Source organism: Allosaccharopolyspora coralli (assembly GCF_009664835.1).
Lineage (GTDB): Bacteria > Actinomycetota > Actinomycetes > Mycobacteriales > Pseudonocardiaceae > Allosaccharopolyspora > Allosaccharopolyspora coralli.
This window is the reverse complement of record NZ_CP045929.1, coordinates 392,986-408,304: the sequence shown is the minus strand read 5'-3', so window position 1 is coordinate 408,304 and position 15,319 is coordinate 392,986. Positions and strand designations below refer to the sequence as shown.

The window sequence follows — 15,319 nt, the reverse complement described above, 5'->3', positions numbered from 1 at the left end:
ACTGGTGTCACTCCGCGATGACGGGGTTTGAAACCAAAGTAGACAAAAGCCGAGGAGGGCTTTGTTATGCGTCTGTTGATTGATGTGTCGCAGGTGTCGTTCACGGTCTCGCGTGAGGCCGAGCCGAAGAATGATCAGAACGGTGTGCAGCGGATGGACCGCAACACCAAGGAGCCGTTGTTTGCTGTGCAGCTGGTTGCCGTGGATGAAGGCGGGGCCGAGGTGATCAACGTGACCGTCGCGGGTGCTGTCCCGCCGAAGGTTGCGAAGGGTCAGCCGGTGTCCCCGGCGGAGCTTCAGGCGATTCCGTGGGCGCAGAACGGGCGCAACGGCACTGCGTATCGCGCGAAGTCGATCACACCAGTCTCGACCGGTACTGCGTCGGGTAAGTCCTCGGGCGCTGCCGCGTCCTGAACACCACCCCTTGTGGACGCACCGAAAGGTTTGTGTGATGACGCAGCTTCGTAGTGAATTGACCGATCAATGGTGGTGCCAGTGGCGCGCCGTGTGCGCCGAGAAGCACAGCTGGCACGTGTTCTCGATGAACCGGCTCTACCGCTCGAATGAGACCGGTAGATGGCCCGATTGGGATGGAATCCGGGAGATGGCACGTGTACGTGCCTATCTGGACGGCGTCGCCTCACTGCTGATGGCGAAGGTCGCCTTCGCCGAGGCTGGCTTCGAGGTCTCGCAGTTGTCCGTACCGGAGACGGAAGGACGGTTGTGATGCAGTGCGACGTCCGCGAAATCCAGTACACCGACGGCACCAGCGAGTTGGTTTTGCATGGTGCTGATGGTGAGCAGTTGGTCCGGTTTCACACGATGGATCAGATGCTCGATGTGATTGATGTGTTGATCGGCTGTGTGGAGTCGATCCAGCAGGCCGAGTCCGCATTCGGACTGGCACACCGCTAACGAACCAGGTGAAACGGGACCGGCTCGAGGGTGCTGGCAGGCGTCTCGACCCGGCCCCGTTTCCCCACATTCATTCGTGCTTCTCAACTGTGCCTGGGAGGGCGTTGAGCATGGCTAAGGCTACTCGCAGCACCCGTCGCGGCGCGACCGTGGACGTGGTGGAAATGATGCCCCGACCGAAACAGTGGGTCGGGTTCGTCATCCTCGGAACACTGGTGCGCTGGCGCGCCGAAATCACCACCCTCGTGCTCGGGCTGGTGCTGTTCTTCTGGCTGGATTCCTTCGGCAACCCCTGGCTCACCGGCGGTGTCCTCATCGGAATCCCACTACTCGTGTTCGCGATACCGCACACCCGGCGGATGGTGGTCTCGCGCGTGTGGTGTGTGGTCGATCGGCATCGGATCCGCTCGTCGTTGCGGCAGACGAAGATCCGCACGGTCACCCGTGACGGGGACTACCCGTTGTTGTTTTGGGCTCGCCCGACGAAGACCGGTGAACGGATCTGGGTCTGGCTGCCGGCCGGTTCGGCCGCTCGGGACGTTGAAGACGCCCTGGATTACATCGCCCCAGCGTGTATGGCCCGGGACGCCCGGCTGCACACGGTCCGGAAGCTGTCGACGGTGTGTGCGATCGATGTGATCCGCCGCGATCCCCTCGCCGCCTCGGCGGTCGGTTCGCCGTTGTCGCGGTTCACGAAACACCGTGCGCCGGCGGAGCCGGATGCGGCCACGGTGACGCCGATCAAACCTACTCCGCCGGCCCCGACGGCCGCCTCGGAGACTCCTGCCGACGAGCGCCGCACCGGTGCCTCGGCTGCTGACTCGAAAACGTCTGAGACCGCCCGGAAGCCCGTTGCGGCTGCGGTGGTCGTGAACGGAGAGGACCTGAGTGACTATGTCGACTGACACCCAACCCCTGGATAAACCGGTCCCCGTGTCGGGGTTGTCCATCTACGACCCCGTCCATCTCGGCATCGACGAGCGTGGCTACGGCGTGGACATCGAGTTGATCTACCGCAACATCCTGCTCGGCGGCGAACCCGGCTCCGGAAAGTCCGTCGCTTTGAACAACATCGTCGCCCACGCAGCGATGTGCACCGACACCCGGCTGTGGCTTTTCGACGGCAAACAAGTCGAGTTGGGCCTGTGGAAGTCCGTGTCCGACGTGTTCGTCGGCCCGGACATCGATGCCGGTCTCGCACGCCTTCAGGAGCTGCAACGCGTCATGGACTGGCGCTACGACGAACTCGACCGCGTCCGCCGGCGCAAAATCACCCAGACCGACCCGGTCGACGTGATCGTCGCGGTCATCGACGAGATCGCCTACTACTCCGCGACCATCGGCAGCAAAGAACAACAGGAGAAGTTCGTGCGCCTCGTGCGTGACCTGGTCGCTCGGGGTCGTGCCGCCGGCGTCATCGTCGTCGCCGCCACCCAACGCCCCAGCGCCGACATCATCCCCACCAGCCTGCGGGACTTGTTCGGGTTCCGGTGCGCGTTCCGCTGCACCACCGAGGCGTCCTCGGACATCATCCTCGGGCACGGCTGGGCCAAACAAGGCCAATCCGCCACGCATATCGCACCCGAAGACCGAGGCATCGGCCTCCTGCTGGCTGAGGGTGGCATGCCGCGTCGGATGAAATCCGCCTACCTCTCGGATGCCGACATTTACGCGCTCGTGGACTACGCCCACCAACTCCGCACCACCATCGCCTACTAACCACCCTTTTTCGGTTTCTCGCAACGAAATCTCGCTATTCCGATCGTAGGAGGAGTGTGTCTCATGTACGTCACGTATCCACTGGCCGTCGCTGTCGATGAACTGTGGCTGTTCATCGAATACCCGGACACGAACGAGGTCGACTGCTTCCGCCTGGGCATCGACACCCGTACCGGCCAATATTCAGCCTTCGCCCCCGAATGCGTCCACACCGACGGGTTGATTCCCGTCCTACGGACACAAGGGGAACCGGTTCCCGGGTTCGTCTGGGCCACCACCCGCGACCTGGAGGCTAATCCGGCCTTCCCGGGGCACCACGACACCACCCGAGACCGTGGGTGATTCCGGTGCAGGTGGCGAATGAATCGCAGATCGCGATGTCCCATCGCTGGCACTGCGATCCCAGTGACCTGTCCCGAGTGGACGCCCATCCGCCCGCTCACACCGACGAGTCGGCACACCGCTATCTCTGCCGGTCCTGCGGGCTGTACCTGACCGGAACCCAACTTCAGGAGATCGAGAACCGTTGACCGCCTCGACCATGACTCTCACCCCCAGCACCGGACACACACGCTCGGTACTGGGGGCGGGAGCCGTCGCCGAGACACCCGACACCGCCGGCCTCGTCCACCGCGCCAGTCAACCCGGCTACGACCGCTGGCTGCGGCACATCGCTTCGGCCGCCGGCTGCCGCTACCCCATCCGCCTCGCCGGCCGCACCACATCGGCCGACCCCAGCACCGGAGAGGTGACCGCCGACCTCGACACCGCACATATGCCGGATGGGGTGCTCTACACCGCCTGCGGCAACCGCCGCGCCAGCGTGTGCCCGCACTGTGCCGAGACCTACCGAGCCGACACCTACCACCTCGTGCACGCGGGCCTGCTCGGCGGCAAAGGTGTCCCCGACACCGTCACCGACCACCCCACCGTGTTCCTGACCCTCGCCGCCCCGTCGTTCGGGGCCGTGCACACTGCCCACAAGTCCGGAAAGCCGTGCCATCCACGGCGTGATCCGCACGTGTGCGAACACGGCATCGAGTTCTCGTGCCTGCGCCGGCACGAAACCGGCGATGACTACGCGGGCCGGCCGTTCTGCTTGGACTGCTACGACCACCAAGCGCAAGTGGTGTTCAACGCCTACGCCGGGGAGCTGTGGCGCTACACCAGCCAGAACATGCGCCGGGAAGTCGACCGCCTCGGCAAACGCTACGGCGTGAAACTGCGCGTCTCCTACGCCAAAGTCGCCGAATTCCAAGCACGCGGGGTCGTGCACTTCCACGCCCTCGTCCGTCTCGACGGCGTCGACCCCCTCGACCCGGACTGCATCACCCCACCCGACCCACGCCTGCACGTCGCCTACTTCGAACACGCCCTGCGCCAAGCCGCGGAGACCACCAGCTACCGCACCCCGGCCCACCCCGAACGACCCGACGGATGGCTGTTGTCCTGGGGTGAGCGTTCGATCGATACCCGGCAGGTGCGGCTGACCGTCCGGGACCTCGACGACAACGGTGCCCTCACCGACACCGCCGTCGCCGGCTACCTCGCCAAATACGCCACCAAAGCCACCGAAACCACCGGGCACCTCTCCCGCCGGCTCACCCACGACACCGTCGGCTACTACGCCGACATGAACACGCACCCCGGCCGGCTCATCACCGCCGCCTGGTACATCGGCCAGTTACCGGATGGCATCGCCCGCCTCGACGAAAACGTCGACGAGCGCATCGCATTCCAGAAAGCCTGGGCAGGGCTGCACCGGTGGGCACACCAACTCGGCTTCGGCGGACACTTCTCCACCAAATCCCGCCGCTACTCCACCACCCTCGCCACCCTCCGCGCCGCCCGCCGCAACTGGAAACGCCAGCAAGCCCACGCCGAGGACTACCCCGACAAGACAGTCCAGCCCGGCGACGAACCCGACATCCTCACCATCGGCCACCTCACCTTCGCCGGCATCGGCTGGCACACCACCGCCGACGCCCAACTCGCCAACACCGCCGCCGCCAAAGCCCGCGAACACCGCCACACCGTCAAGGAGGAAGCCACCGAACAACCTTTCTGACCTGCGAAGGAGGAATGAACTGATGGAGACGAAGTTGATGTATCGCGTGGAAGAGGTCGCGAAACTGCTCGACGTCGGTCGCACGGCCGTGTTCGACCTGATCCGCAACGGTGAGCTGGCCTCGGTCAAGATCGGAGGAGCACGACGCATACCGCGTCAAGCCGTCGACAACTACATCGAGCACCTGATGGAAGGGGCTCTGTGATGGCCGACAAGCGTGGCAAGAAGCGCTCGAACGGGCAAGGCTCGGTCTATCAGCGCAAGGACGGCATCTGGGTCGGTGCGGCCTACGTGCTAACCACGACCGGGCACCGCAAGCGGATCACCGTCTCAGCCAAGACCAAGACCGAGGCCGACCGCAAACTCCGCAAGAAGATCAACGACTCCGACAACGGCGTCCCGGTCGCTGCCGAGTCGTGGACGCTCGGAGCCTACCTCGAACACTGGTTGGCCAATGTCGTCCGCCACCGGAGGCCCAAGACGTATCAGGGCTACGAAGGGGTCGTTCGTCGCTACCTTGTGCCCGGGCTGGGTAAGAAGAAGCTCGCCACCCTCAAAGCCCCCGAGATGCGGGCATTCTTTACCCGGCTCGAGCACGACTGCCGCTGTTGCGCCGACGGCATCGACGCTGACCGGCCGGTCGACCAGCAGAAGTGCTGTGCATTGGGACGCTGCTGCGACAAACGGCTCTCCGTGCGCACCATCCAATTCATCCACGCCGTCTTGCGCAACGCGCTGCAACAAGCCATGCGCGAGGAACTGGTCATGCGCAACGTCGCCACGCTCGTGCAGGTCAAGACCCCCAAGTACCGGGTTAATCGCGGCTTGGAGCTCGCGGACGCCAGAAAGCTCCTGCGGGAATCTGAGGATGACCGCCTGCATGCCTTGTATGTGCTGGCGCTCTACCTGGGTCTTCGGCGCGCCGAGCTGCTTGGACTCCGCTGGGAGGACGTCGACCTCAACGAAGGGGCGTTGGAACTGGTTCAGACGCTGCAACGAGTCGGCGGGGAGTTGATGGTAGTTCCAACCAAGACTGCCGGTTCAACTCGAACCATCCCGCTGCCGAGCGTGTGTATCCGGGCACTCCGAGCGCACCAGGATCGCCAGATTCGGGAGCGTGAGAGTGCTGAGGTCTGGAAGGATTCCGGTTTGGTGTTCACGAACACCATCGGTCGTCCGTTGGAACCCGGCAATCTGCGTCGAAGCTGGCATCCGCTGCGTGACCGGATCGGGCTGCCCGAGACGCGGTTCCACGACTTGCGGCACTCGTGCGTGAGCCTGCTGCTTGACGTCGGCGTGCCGCCGCACATCGTGGCGCGGATCGTAGGGCACTCGGACAGCCGGATCACCATGAGCATCTACGCTCACGCCTCGCTCGACGAGCAGCGAGAGGCGTTGGACCGCCTCGAGGACCACCTGTGAACGAGTGCGTTGCTACATCCGTTGCTACATCGGACGTGTCCGGTGGTGCTTGCCGATGACGTTTTCCCAGGTGAATCGTGGAGCCGCCGAGGGGACTCGAACCCCTGACCGTCCGCTTACAAGGCGGGTGCTCTACCAGCTGAGCTACGGCGGCGTGCGCGTGGGACGCGTGGCGTCATCCTAAGCGGTGGCCGCTCACCCTCCGCGGCGCGGGCACCTCCGGCCGTACCTGTGGACAACTCGGTCCCCCTGTGGATGGCGGGGTGGCAAATTCGCGCGAATTTGCCACCCGGCGGGGGCGCACGGGGCGGGGCGCGGCTGGGGGTCACCTGAATGGGTTTGGTGGGAACTTGGTGGATGAGAGAGAACGCGGGGGTGATCTTGGCGGGGCACCTGAGCTGGGGTGGTGGCCTGCGGTGATGGCGGGTTCGATCACGGGTGGGCTGGGGCCGTGCGGCGGTGTGGGGAACTCGTGATGGACGACACGAGCCGGAGGTGCAACGGTCGTGTCGTGAACGACGATGCCCCCCGAGAGGATCGTGCACGGCGCAACGCCCTGCGCGCGGCAAGACAGGGAAGTAGGCACGCAGTGGGAATCACGCAGCGCGCTCGGGGAGCGCTGCGTCGTCGACCGGCCGAGGAATCCGCCGGGTCGCGCAGCGCCGTGTACGGGCCGCAGCTGCCGGACGACGCGACCGTGCACCTGGTACTCGACCTCGGCCTGCGCATCGGCGAGGTCCAGATGGCCAGCGGAGCGGGCGCGTCCGACGTCAGCGCGACGATCCTCGGCGTGGCCAACGCGTACGGCCTGCCGCACTGCGAGGTCGACGTCATCTACACGTCGATCACCGTGTCCTGCTATCGCGGCACCGAGGTGCTGCCGATCACGACGATGCGCGTGGTGCGCAACCGCGCCAACGACTACACGCGGCTGACCGAGGTCGAATCGCTGGTCCGGCGCATCACCCGGGGTCAGATCACCGCCTCCGAGGCGTACGCGGAGCTCGACCGGATCACCACGTCTCCGCACCCGTTCCCGCGCTGGGTCGCGACGATGGCGTGGGCGGGCATGGCGGCGTCGCTGTCGATCCTGCTCGGCGGCGGCTCCGACCCGTGGCTGCCGCTCGTCGCCGCAGCGGTGACGGCGTTGATCGACCGCGTCGGCCGGTGGCTGAACCAGCGAGCCTTGCCGTTCTTCTTCCAGCAGGCCGTCGGCGGTGCGATAGCCACCGGTGTGGCGATCGCCTGTGCCTCCACGAACGTGGTGCCCGACGCCGCGCTCGCCGTCGCGTCCAGCATCATCGTTCTGTTGTCCGGTCTCACCGTCGTCGCGTCCATGCAGGACGCGATCACGGGGTACAACGTGACCGCGGCCGGCCGGATCGCCGAGATCGCCATGATGTCGGCGGGACTCATCGCGGGTGTGGTGCTCGCGCTCTACATGTCCGTGGAGGTCTTCGGGCAGGAAGCCGTCGGCGGGGCGTTCGAAAGCATCGGCGGCGCCCAGATCGACTCCCCCGCACTCAGGGTGCCGATCATGGCTCTCGCGGGCGCCTCGACCTCCGCATGCTTCGCGCTGGCCAGCTACTCGCCGCCCCGACCGCTGCTCGTCGCGGGGCTCGGTGGTTCGGTCGCCGCCGGAACGTTCGCGCTGCTGCAGCTCACCGGCACCAGCCCCATCCTGTCGTCGGCGGTCGCGACCACGGTCGTCGGTTTCGTCGGCGGCATCATCGCGCGTCGCCTCCGCATCCCCGTATTGGTGATCGCTGTCGCCGGTGTGGCGCCGCTGCTGCCGGGGCTGGCCACCTACCGTGGGCTTTACACGTTGGCCGTCGCCGGAGACACCACCGGTGTCCCCATGCTCATCACCGCCGTCGCGACGGGGATCGCGCTGGGTGCGGGCGTGGTGCTCGGTGAGTTCCTGGCCCGTCCGGTCCGCACCGGCCTCGGGCGGCTCGAACGAAAGATGGCGGGCCCGCGGATGGCCGGGCCCGTGCGCCCCGCGGAGCGCCGTCTGGACTGAACGTGTTTACGGCCCGCGCGGGCGAGGAACAGTCGTTAGGGTCACGGGAAGTGCACGGCGGAGGAGGAACACACCGGTGAGCGAGAAGTCCGAGCGGGCCGACTTCGTCGTGGTCGCGAACCGTCTGCCGGTGGACCTCGAACGTCTCCCCGACGGCACCGAACGATGGAAACACAGCCCGGGAGGGCTGGTTACCGCCCTGGAGCCGTTCCTGCGGGCACGCCACGGCGCGTGGGTCGGCTGGCCCGGTGTCGCCGACGTCGACGTCGAACCGTTCACCGACGAGGACATGACGCTGCGCCCGGTCCGGCTCTCGTCGGACGAGTTCCGCGAGTACTACGAGGGATTCTCGAACGCGACGCTGTGGCCGCTGTATCACGACGTGGTGGTCTCGCCGGTCTTCGACCGCAGCTGGTGGGAGTCGTACCGGCGGGTCAACCAGCGGTTCGCGGAGGCCACCGCCGAGGTCAGCGCCGAGGGCGCGACCGTGTGGGTGCAGGACTACCAGCTGCAGCTCGTTCCTTCGATGCTGCGCGAGCTGCGTCCGGACCTGCGGATCGGGTTCTTCCTGCACATCCCGTTCCCGCCGGTCGAGTTGTTCATGCAGTTGCCGTGGCGGACCGAGATCGTCCGTGGCCTGCTCGGCGCGGACCTCGTCGGATTCCACCGCCCTGGCGGCGCGCAGAACTTCCTGTGGCTGGCGCGGCGACTGGCCGGGTTCGAACCGAGCCGCGGCCAGGTGGGGGTGCGCTCCCGGCCGGGCATGGTGCAGGTCGGAGACCGGACGGTGCGGGTCGGCGCGTTCCCGATCTCCATCGCCTCGTCGGAGCTCGACCAGCTCGCGCGTACCAAGGAGGTGCAGCAGCGGGCGAAGGAGATCCGGGCCGAACTAGGCAGCCCCCGCAAGATCATGCTCGGCGTGGACCGCCTCGACTACACCAAGGGCATCGACGTGCGTCTGCACGCGATGCACGAGTTGCTCGCCGAGGGCCGGGTCCGTGCCGACGAGGTCGCGATGATCCAGGTCGCCACCCCGAGCCGGGAACGCGTCGAGCACTACAAGCAGATGCGCGAGGACATCGAGCGTGAGGTCGGGCGCATCAACGGCGAGTTCGGCCGGGTCGGCCACCCCGCCGTGCACTACTTGCACACCCACATCGATCGCAAGGACCTGGTGGCGTTCTACTGCGCGGCGGACGTCATGGTGGTCACACCCGTACGCGATGGGATGAATCTCGTGTGCAAAGAGTACGTGGCGTCCCGCCACGACCTCGGCGGAACCCTCGTGCTCAGCGAGTTCGCGGGCGCGGCGGCGGAGCTCACGAGTGCGTTCCTGGTGAATCCGCATAACCTGGACGGTGTGAAGGAGTCCTTGTCGGCGGCCCTCGGAATCGAGCAAGCCGAGGGGCGCCGTAGGATGCGCGCGTTGCGCAGACAAGTGCTCACCCACGACGTCGACCGGTGGGCGAGATCGTTCCTGGAAGCACTCGGAGCACACTGAGCGCGGCAGGCTCGACCGGACCAGACCGCACGGCTGGTACCGACCGGACCGGTGCCTCCAAGCACCGGTCGACCCCGCGACCCGTGGTCCCGGACCACGGCGCCGACGCGGGTCCGAGCATTCAGACATCGTCCCGACGACGCCGACAGGAGTGGCGTTGACCGCCGAAGCCCTCCCCGCCGAACTGCGCCGCAGGATCGTCCAACTGGCACGGACGCCGCGGTTGCTGGTCGCCTGTGACTACGACGGGACTCTCGCGCCCATCGTCACGAACCCGAACGCCGCGACGCCGCAGCAGGAATCCGTGCACGCGATGCGCTCGCTGGCCTCGTTGCCCGCCACCACCACCGCCGTGATCTCCGGTCGCGCGCTGCGCGACCTGGCGACGCTGTCCCGCCTGCCTTCCGAGGTGCACCTCGTCGGCAGCCACGGCTCCGAGTTCGACGCCGGCTTCGTGCACCAGCTCGAGCCGGAAGCCACCGAGCTCCGCACCCGCTTGCAGGTCGAGGTGCAGAACCTCGTCAAGGACCGGCCGGGCGTCACCCTGGAGCCCAAGCCCGCGAGCGTCGCCGTGCACGTCCGCAACGCGGAGCCCGACGTGGCCGAACAGGTGCTGGACGCGGTGCGCACCGGCCCGGCGCTGTGGGAGGGCGTGGAGGTCACCGACGGCAAGGCCGTCGTGGAACTGGCCGTCGTGCAGACCGACAAGGGCATCGCGTTGGACGCGTTGCGTCATCAGGTCGGCGCCACCGCCGCCATCTTCCTCGGCGACGACGTCACCGACGAGAAGGCGTTCGCCCGCCTGCACGGCCCGGACATCGGCGTGAAGATCGGCCCCGGCGACACGCTCGCCGACTACCGGATTGCCGACACGCCGGACGTCGCGACCGTGCTCGCGTTCCTCATGGACGAGCGGCGCACCTGGCTGTTCGGGGAGCAGGCTCCGCCGATCGAGCGCCTCACGATGTTGTCCAACGAGCGCAACGTCGCCCTGCTCACGCCCGAAGCACGCCTGACCTGGATGTGCCATCCGGGTCCGGACTCGGCAGCCTTCGTTGCCGACCTGCTCGGCGGGTTCGCCGCAGGCCACTTCTCGGTGCGCCCGACCTACAAGCAGGGTGACGCGAACGGCGGACAGCGTGATCCGATGCCGCTGGGGCAGCGCTACGTGCCGGGGACGATGACGGTCGAGACCCGCTGGTCCCGGCTGCTGGTCACCGATTTCCTCGAGCACGGCAGCGACGCCCACCGCACCGACCTGGTGCGCGTCATCAGCGGCGAGACCAGCGTCGTCGTCGACTTCTGCCCCCGGCCCGAGTTCGGCCAGGTCGCCGTGCAGCTCACCGCCGAGGCCGGCGGGCTGCGGGTGCAGGGCACCGCCGAGCCGATGGTGCTGTACTCGCCGGGCGTGCAGTGGACGATCAGCAGCGACGGGATGCACGAGTCCGCGCAGGCGATCGTCGAGGTCACCGAGGACTCCCCGGTGACATTGGAGCTGCGTTGCGGCAGCGACTCGCTCGAACCGGCAGAGGAGTCGTACGAACAGCGCCGCCGGAAGGCGGACTCGTACTGGTCGGACTGGCTGGACGGGCTGACGTTGCCGGACACCGAACGCGACCTCGTGGCGCGCTCGGCGCTGACGCTGCGCGGACTGTGCAATTCGGACACCGGCGGGATCATGGCTGCGGCGACGACGTCGCTGCCGGAGGAGATCGGCGGCGTCCGCAACTGGGACTACCGCTACTGCTGGCTTCGTGACGGCGCGATGACGGCGCAGGCGCTGGTGTCCCTCGGGTCCACCGCGGAGGCCGAGGCGTTCCTGGACTGGCTGCACGGCGTGGTCGAGACGCTGCCCGGGCCGGAACGACTGCACCCGCTGTACTCGCTGCAGGGCACCAGTCTCGGACCGGAGGCCGTCATCGACAGCTTGCCCGGTTACGCGGGATCGCGCCCGGTCCGCGTCGGCAACCTCGCCGACCAGCAGGTGCAGCTCGACGTCTTCGGCCCGGTGGTCGAACTCGCGCTGCACCTGTCGACCCTCACCGGGACGCTGCGCGACCGCGACTGGCAACTCGTCAAGGACATGGCCGAAGCGGTCGCACAACGCTGGTTCGAGCCGGACCACGGCATCTGGGAGGAACGGGACGTTCCGCGTCACCACGTGTACTCCAAGGTGATGTGCTGGGTGACGCTCGACCGCGCCCTGACCCTCGCCGATCGCCACGGCAAGGACCCGGAGCCGGGCTGGGCACCGTTGCGCGAGGAGATCGCGCAGGACGTCATGAAGAACGGCTGGCACCCGGAGGTTCAGGCGTTCACCACCGCCTACGAGGGTTCCGACCTCGACGCCGCGTCGTTGTACGTGGGGTTGTCCGGGCTCATCGACCCGTCGGACGAGCGGTTCCGGGCTACGGTCATCGCGATCGAGGCCGAGCTGCGCACCGGCTCGACGGTGTACCGCTACCGGCGCGACGACGGGTTGCCCGGCGGCGAGGGCGGCTTCCACCTGTGTGCGACGTGGCTCATCGAGGCGTACCTGCTCACCGGGCGACGCACCGAGGCCGAGGAGTTGTTCCAGCAGATCGTGGACAACGCGGGGCCGACCGGGCTGCTCTCCGAGGAGTACGACCCGATCGCGGAGCGTTCGCTGGGTAACCACCCGCAGGCGTACTCGCACCTCGGGCTCATCCGCTGCGCCAAGCTCCTCGACGCCTGACCACCGCAGACGCCGCGAGGCACGAACTGGGGCGGCGATACCGGACCACTTACCCCAGTTCCACACTGCCCTCCAAAGGCTTTCGGGGCGGCCGGGAGTGGTGTGCGGCACGCCGGATTTGTGGGGAACCCGCACACGGGTCGGCCGCGTCCGATTAAGGTCTGGTGCGCGGTCGCGCTCGCGATCGCAGGACAACGACCGAACCGGAGGTGCGGGGCGTGGTTTCCTTGATCGTCGTGTTGCTGATCGTCGCTGTGGTGGCGACGGTCTTGGGCGTGCTCGCCATCCGACGCTCCCGCGAAGGGCGCCAGCAGCCCGCGGCACGGCCGGTCGACCCGTTCCACACCGGTGACCAGGACTCGCTGCGCGGTGATCCGCGCGCCCTGAAAGCGGGCGACATCGTGGAGATCCGCGGGATCACCTACACCGCACGCGGGACACTCCGCATGTCCGAGGGCGGCTGGACCTGGTCCGAGCATCTGCTCGACGACGCCAAGGGCACCCAGCTCTGGCTCGGCGTCGAGGAGGACCCGGACCTGATCCTGTCCGCGTGGACGCCGCTCGCCGAGTCCGGTCTGGCGCCCGGCCCGGCCACGATCGAGCACGACGGCCGGACTTTCCGTTCCGACGAGTCCGGTTCCGCGGAGTTCCGCAGCGAGGCCACCACCGGTCTCGACGACAGCGGCACCGTCCGCTACCACGACTACGAGGGCCCGGACGGAGCGCTGCTCAGTTTCGAGGCCTACGGCGACGCGGGCTGGGAGGCTGCCCTCGGTGAGACGCTCAGCCGGTACGACGTGACCATCTACCCCGTCTCGCCGCAGTAAGGCCGCCACGATGAAACCGAAGTTCTGGTTCGTGATCGCGGCGGTCTGCGCCGGGCTCGCGCTGCTGCTCGGCCTGATCACGGTGTTCTCCACCGGCACCGGCCCGGCCGCCTACGTCGACACCCACTACACCCGGGCGTCCTCTTTGGACCTCGACCGGCAGGATCGCGCCTACACGAGCCCACGACCGCCGAGCACGGTCGCCAGGGAGATCACCGACCGGTGGCAGCCGATCTCGCAGGCCACCGACGCCTCCGGGGTGTACCTGCGCTACTCGGACGACGCGGTCGTGGTGCAGCCGCGCGAGCAAGGTTCGGTCATCCACGTGATGGACGCCGATCGCGCGTACAACCGCTACCACGGAGTCGTGGCCGGTTTCTGGGCGTGGACCGGCCCGAGCGGTGACAGCTTCCGGGGCCGGGGCCCGGGGGCGGGCAAGTGACCGGATCGCCGCTGAAGAAGAACCCTTTCGGCTGCGGGTTGACGATCGTGATCGTCGTCGGCACGATCGCGTTCACCGCCGTGCAGAGCCTCTTCGGCAGCGATGTCACCTCGTTCGCAGACGGCGAAACGAAGCAGTACGACTCGTCGACCCAAGTGGACAGTGCGGCGCCGATCGAGAGCTTCACCCCCAGGGCCGCGGGTGAACTGTCGACCGCCCTCGCCAAGGCCGAGCGGACACACGGCGTGTGCTTCGGCTGGTCGCTGACCGACGGTTCGAACGACCGCACCGAGCGCGGGTCCAGCCGAGGCCCGACCGTTCCGGCCGACACGTGCTCACGGTGGGCCGAGGTCCGGGTCGTGGTCGTCGAGAACCGCGGTAGTGGCGAGTACGACTTCGACTATGCCTCGATCGACACGCAGACCTCCCCCGGCATCAGCCCGGCCCCGGGTGCCGAGGATTTCGTCCCGCTCGGGTTCAGCGCGCAGCGGCTCGTGGCGGAACCCACGATCGAAACGGGTCAGGCAGCCCTGTCGCTGCCTCTGCTGTTGGTCGAGCAAGGTGCGTTGCAGGCCGCGCCCCCGGCGCGGGAGGTGCAAGAGGCGGCTCCGGCAACGCCGCTTCCCCCCTCCGACGGAACGAACGCCGTAGTGACGGCGTGGGTGTGGGTCGTGCTGTTCGGGATGGCCGCCGCCGCGTTCACCGTCGTCGGATTCGTGTCCCGGTCGGCCGCCCAGCGCGCGGCGGGAGTCGCACCGCCGGGAATGATGACCCAGCCGTACCCGCCGGGACCGCAACCGCCGGTCCCCCCGCAGTACCAGGCTGCTCCGCCGCTGGCACCGGGACACGGCCGGCCAGCACAGCAGGGTTGGGCACCTCAGCAGGGTTGGGCACCTCAGCAGGGTTGGGCACCTCCGCAGGGTTGGGCACCGCCGCAGCAGCCCGCACCACCCACGCAAGGCCGGCCGTCGCCTCCCCCGGGAAACCCGTGGCCGAACCCCCCGCCCGGGTGGCACGGACACCCTCCGCGCCGCTGACCGACCGTCCATCTCCGCGTCCTCACCGGAAAGGCCAATACTGTGTTCCAAGAACTGCTCACCGGTCTGCTCGCCGCCGTCGCGTTCGGCGCGGTCGGGCTGCTCATGATGGTGCTCGGCTACGTGCTCGTCGACCTGGCGACGCCGGGCAAGCTGCGGCAGCTGATCTGGGTCGAGCGCAACCCGAACGCGGCGTTGTTGCTCGTCTCGGGATTGATCGGCATCGGCACGATCCTGACGACCGCCATCGCCGCGAGCGCCAACGACATTCTCGCGGGCCTGCTCGGCACCGTGTTCTACGGATTGCTCGGGCTGGTGCTGATGAGCCTGTCGTTCGCGCTCATCGACGCGGCCACCCCCGGCAAGCTCGGCGACGAGCTGACCTCGCCGACGATGCACCCCGGCACCTGGGTCTCGGCCGCCGCCCACATCGTCATCGCCGTCGTGATGGCAGCCGCCATCTGGTGACCAGATAACCTGCGTACGAAAGGGTGCGCGGGTGATCTGCGTTGGCGGTTCCGTAGCGGAACCTCACCTCGCGGCTGGCTGCGGGATCGTCGACCTCAGGTAGCCACCTACATCACGTCGACGCTGTCCTCCCCAGCCACGAGGTGAGAACCCGCCGGTGGCTGGGTTGCGTAGGTGGCCA

General features: G+C 67.7%; 17 protein-coding genes and 1 tRNA gene. 17 read left to right on the top strand and 1 reads right to left on the bottom strand.

Annotated features, from left to right (window positions below; translation table 11 throughout):
• Window positions 1–66 precede the first annotated feature (66 nt).
• The 10 genes from GIY23_RS01935 (at window position 67) to GIY23_RS01890 (ending at window position 6,124) form a co-directional block, all read left to right on the top strand.
• A complete protein-coding gene (locus GIY23_RS01935) occupies window positions 67–414 on the top strand; it encodes a hypothetical protein (protein ID WP_154075088.1) in 348 nt (115 codons plus the stop codon).
• A 37-nt stretch (window positions 415–451) separates the two neighbouring features.
• Window positions 452–727 (top strand): hypothetical protein, encoded by a 276-nt coding sequence (locus GIY23_RS01930; protein ID WP_154075087.1) that lies wholly within the window; start codon window positions 452–454, stop codon window positions 725–727.
• Window positions 727–915 (top strand): hypothetical protein, encoded by a 189-nt coding sequence (locus GIY23_RS01925; protein WP_154075086.1) that lies wholly within the window; start codon window positions 727–729, stop codon window positions 913–915. The genes GIY23_RS01930 and GIY23_RS01925 overlap by 1 nt, the downstream gene beginning before the upstream one ends.
• A gap of 110 nt (window positions 916–1,025) precedes the next feature.
• Entirely contained in the window at window positions 1,026–1,820 is a 795-nt protein-coding gene (locus GIY23_RS01920; protein WP_154075085.1) for an RAD23 family protein, read from the top strand.
• Between the two features lie 28 nt (window positions 1,821–1,848).
• Window positions 1,849–2,634, top strand: a complete 786-nt coding sequence (locus GIY23_RS01915; protein WP_228717499.1) for an FtsK/SpoIIIE domain-containing protein — start codon at window positions 1,849–1,851, stop codon at window positions 2,632–2,634.
• Window positions 2,635–2,697: 63 nt separating this feature from the next.
• The gene (locus tag GIY23_RS01910; protein ID WP_154075083.1) at window positions 2,698–2,976 is read left to right on the top strand and encodes a hypothetical protein; all 279 of its coding nucleotides are present in this window, start codon (window positions 2,698–2,700) and stop codon (window positions 2,974–2,976) included.
• A 5-nt stretch (window positions 2,977–2,981) separates the two neighbouring features.
• Window positions 2,982–3,164 (top strand): hypothetical protein, encoded by a 183-nt coding sequence (locus tag GIY23_RS01905; RefSeq protein ID WP_154075082.1) that lies wholly within the window; start codon window positions 2,982–2,984, stop codon window positions 3,162–3,164.
• Between the two features lie 11 nt (window positions 3,165–3,175).
• Window positions 3,176–4,702, top strand: a complete 1,527-nt coding sequence (locus GIY23_RS01900) for a replication initiator (RefSeq protein ID WP_228717498.1) — start codon at window positions 3,176–3,178, stop codon at window positions 4,700–4,702.
• Between the two features lie 22 nt (window positions 4,703–4,724).
• The gene (locus GIY23_RS01895) at window positions 4,725–4,907 is read left to right on the top strand and encodes a helix-turn-helix domain-containing protein (RefSeq protein WP_154075080.1); all 183 of its coding nucleotides are present in this window, start codon (window positions 4,725–4,727) and stop codon (window positions 4,905–4,907) included.
• Window positions 4,907–6,124 (top strand): tyrosine-type recombinase/integrase, encoded by a 1,218-nt coding sequence (locus GIY23_RS01890; RefSeq protein WP_154078541.1) that lies wholly within the window; start codon window positions 4,907–4,909, stop codon window positions 6,122–6,124. Before GIY23_RS01895 ends, GIY23_RS01890 begins: the two co-directional genes overlap by 1 nt.
• Window positions 6,125–6,202: 78 nt before the next feature.
• Here the strand turns inward: GIY23_RS01890 and GIY23_RS01885 are convergent.
• Window positions 6,203–6,278 (bottom strand) — tRNA-Thr (locus GIY23_RS01885).
• 435 nt (window positions 6,279–6,713) lie between these two features.
• On the opposite strand from GIY23_RS01885, the gene GIY23_RS01880 reads away from it, so the two are divergent.
• The 7 genes from GIY23_RS01880 to GIY23_RS01850 all read left to right on the top strand — a co-directional run bounded on the left by GIY23_RS01880 (window position 6,714) and on the right by GIY23_RS01850 (window position 15,138).
• Complete coding sequence (locus GIY23_RS01880; RefSeq protein WP_154075079.1) at window positions 6,714–8,147, top strand: threonine/serine exporter family protein; 1,434 nt, start codon at window positions 6,714–6,716, stop codon at window positions 8,145–8,147.
• Window positions 8,148–8,223: 76 nt separating this feature from the next.
• A complete protein-coding gene (locus GIY23_RS01875; protein WP_154075078.1) occupies window positions 8,224–9,648 on the top strand; it encodes an alpha,alpha-trehalose-phosphate synthase (UDP-forming) in 1,425 nt (474 codons plus the stop codon).
• 157 nt (window positions 9,649–9,805) lie between these two features.
• Window positions 9,806–12,364 carry a trehalose-phosphatase gene (otsB, locus tag GIY23_RS01870; protein ID WP_154075077.1) on the top strand — a complete coding sequence of 853 codons (2,559 nt, stop codon included), beginning with the start codon at window positions 9,806–9,808 and terminating at the stop codon, window positions 12,362–12,364.
• A gap of 218 nt (window positions 12,365–12,582) precedes the next feature.
• Window positions 12,583–13,191, top strand: coding sequence for a DUF4178 domain-containing protein (locus tag GIY23_RS01865; protein WP_228717497.1), 609 nt, complete (start codon window positions 12,583–12,585; stop codon window positions 13,189–13,191).
• Window positions 13,192–13,201: 10 nt separating this feature from the next.
• Window positions 13,202–13,633, top strand: a complete 432-nt coding sequence (locus GIY23_RS01860) for a DUF4247 domain-containing protein (protein ID WP_154075075.1) — start codon at window positions 13,202–13,204, stop codon at window positions 13,631–13,633.
• Window positions 13,630–14,670, top strand: a complete 1,041-nt coding sequence (locus tag GIY23_RS01855; RefSeq protein WP_154075074.1) for a hypothetical protein — start codon at window positions 13,630–13,632, stop codon at window positions 14,668–14,670. Before GIY23_RS01860 ends, GIY23_RS01855 begins: the two co-directional genes overlap by 4 nt.
• Window positions 14,671–14,712: 42 nt before the next feature.
• Window positions 14,713–15,138, top strand: a complete 426-nt coding sequence (locus GIY23_RS01850; protein WP_154075073.1) for a DUF350 domain-containing protein — start codon at window positions 14,713–14,715, stop codon at window positions 15,136–15,138.
• Window positions 15,139–15,319: the final 181 nt, after the last annotated feature.

Bases quoted from the DNA above. Each gene is read 5' to 3' on its own strand.
- GIY23_RS01890 (WP_154078541.1), top strand. From the start codon at position 4,907: ATGGCCGACAAGCGTGGCAAGAAGCGCTCGAACGGGCAAGGCTCGGTC.
- GIY23_RS01895 (WP_154075080.1), top strand. From the start codon at position 4,725: ATGGAGACGAAGTTGATGTATCGCGTGGAAGAGGTCGCGAAACTGCTC.
- GIY23_RS01910 (WP_154075083.1), top strand. From the start codon at position 2,698: ATGTACGTCACGTATCCACTGGCCGTCGCTGTCGATGAACTGTGGCTG.
- GIY23_RS01900 (WP_228717498.1), top strand. From the start codon at position 3,176: ATGACTCTCACCCCCAGCACCGGACACACACGCTCGGTACTGGGGGCG.
- GIY23_RS01920 (WP_154075085.1), top strand. From the start codon at position 1,026: ATGGCTAAGGCTACTCGCAGCACCCGTCGCGGCGCGACCGTGGACGTG.
- GIY23_RS01860 (WP_154075075.1), top strand. From the start codon at position 13,202: ATGAAACCGAAGTTCTGGTTCGTGATCGCGGCGGTCTGCGCCGGGCTC.
- GIY23_RS01935 (WP_154075088.1), top strand. From the start codon at position 67: ATGCGTCTGTTGATTGATGTGTCGCAGGTGTCGTTCACGGTCTCGCGT.
- GIY23_RS01925 (WP_154075086.1), top strand. From the start codon at position 727: ATGCAGTGCGACGTCCGCGAAATCCAGTACACCGACGGCACCAGCGAG.
- GIY23_RS01930 (WP_154075087.1), top strand. From the start codon at position 452: ATGACGCAGCTTCGTAGTGAATTGACCGATCAATGGTGGTGCCAGTGG.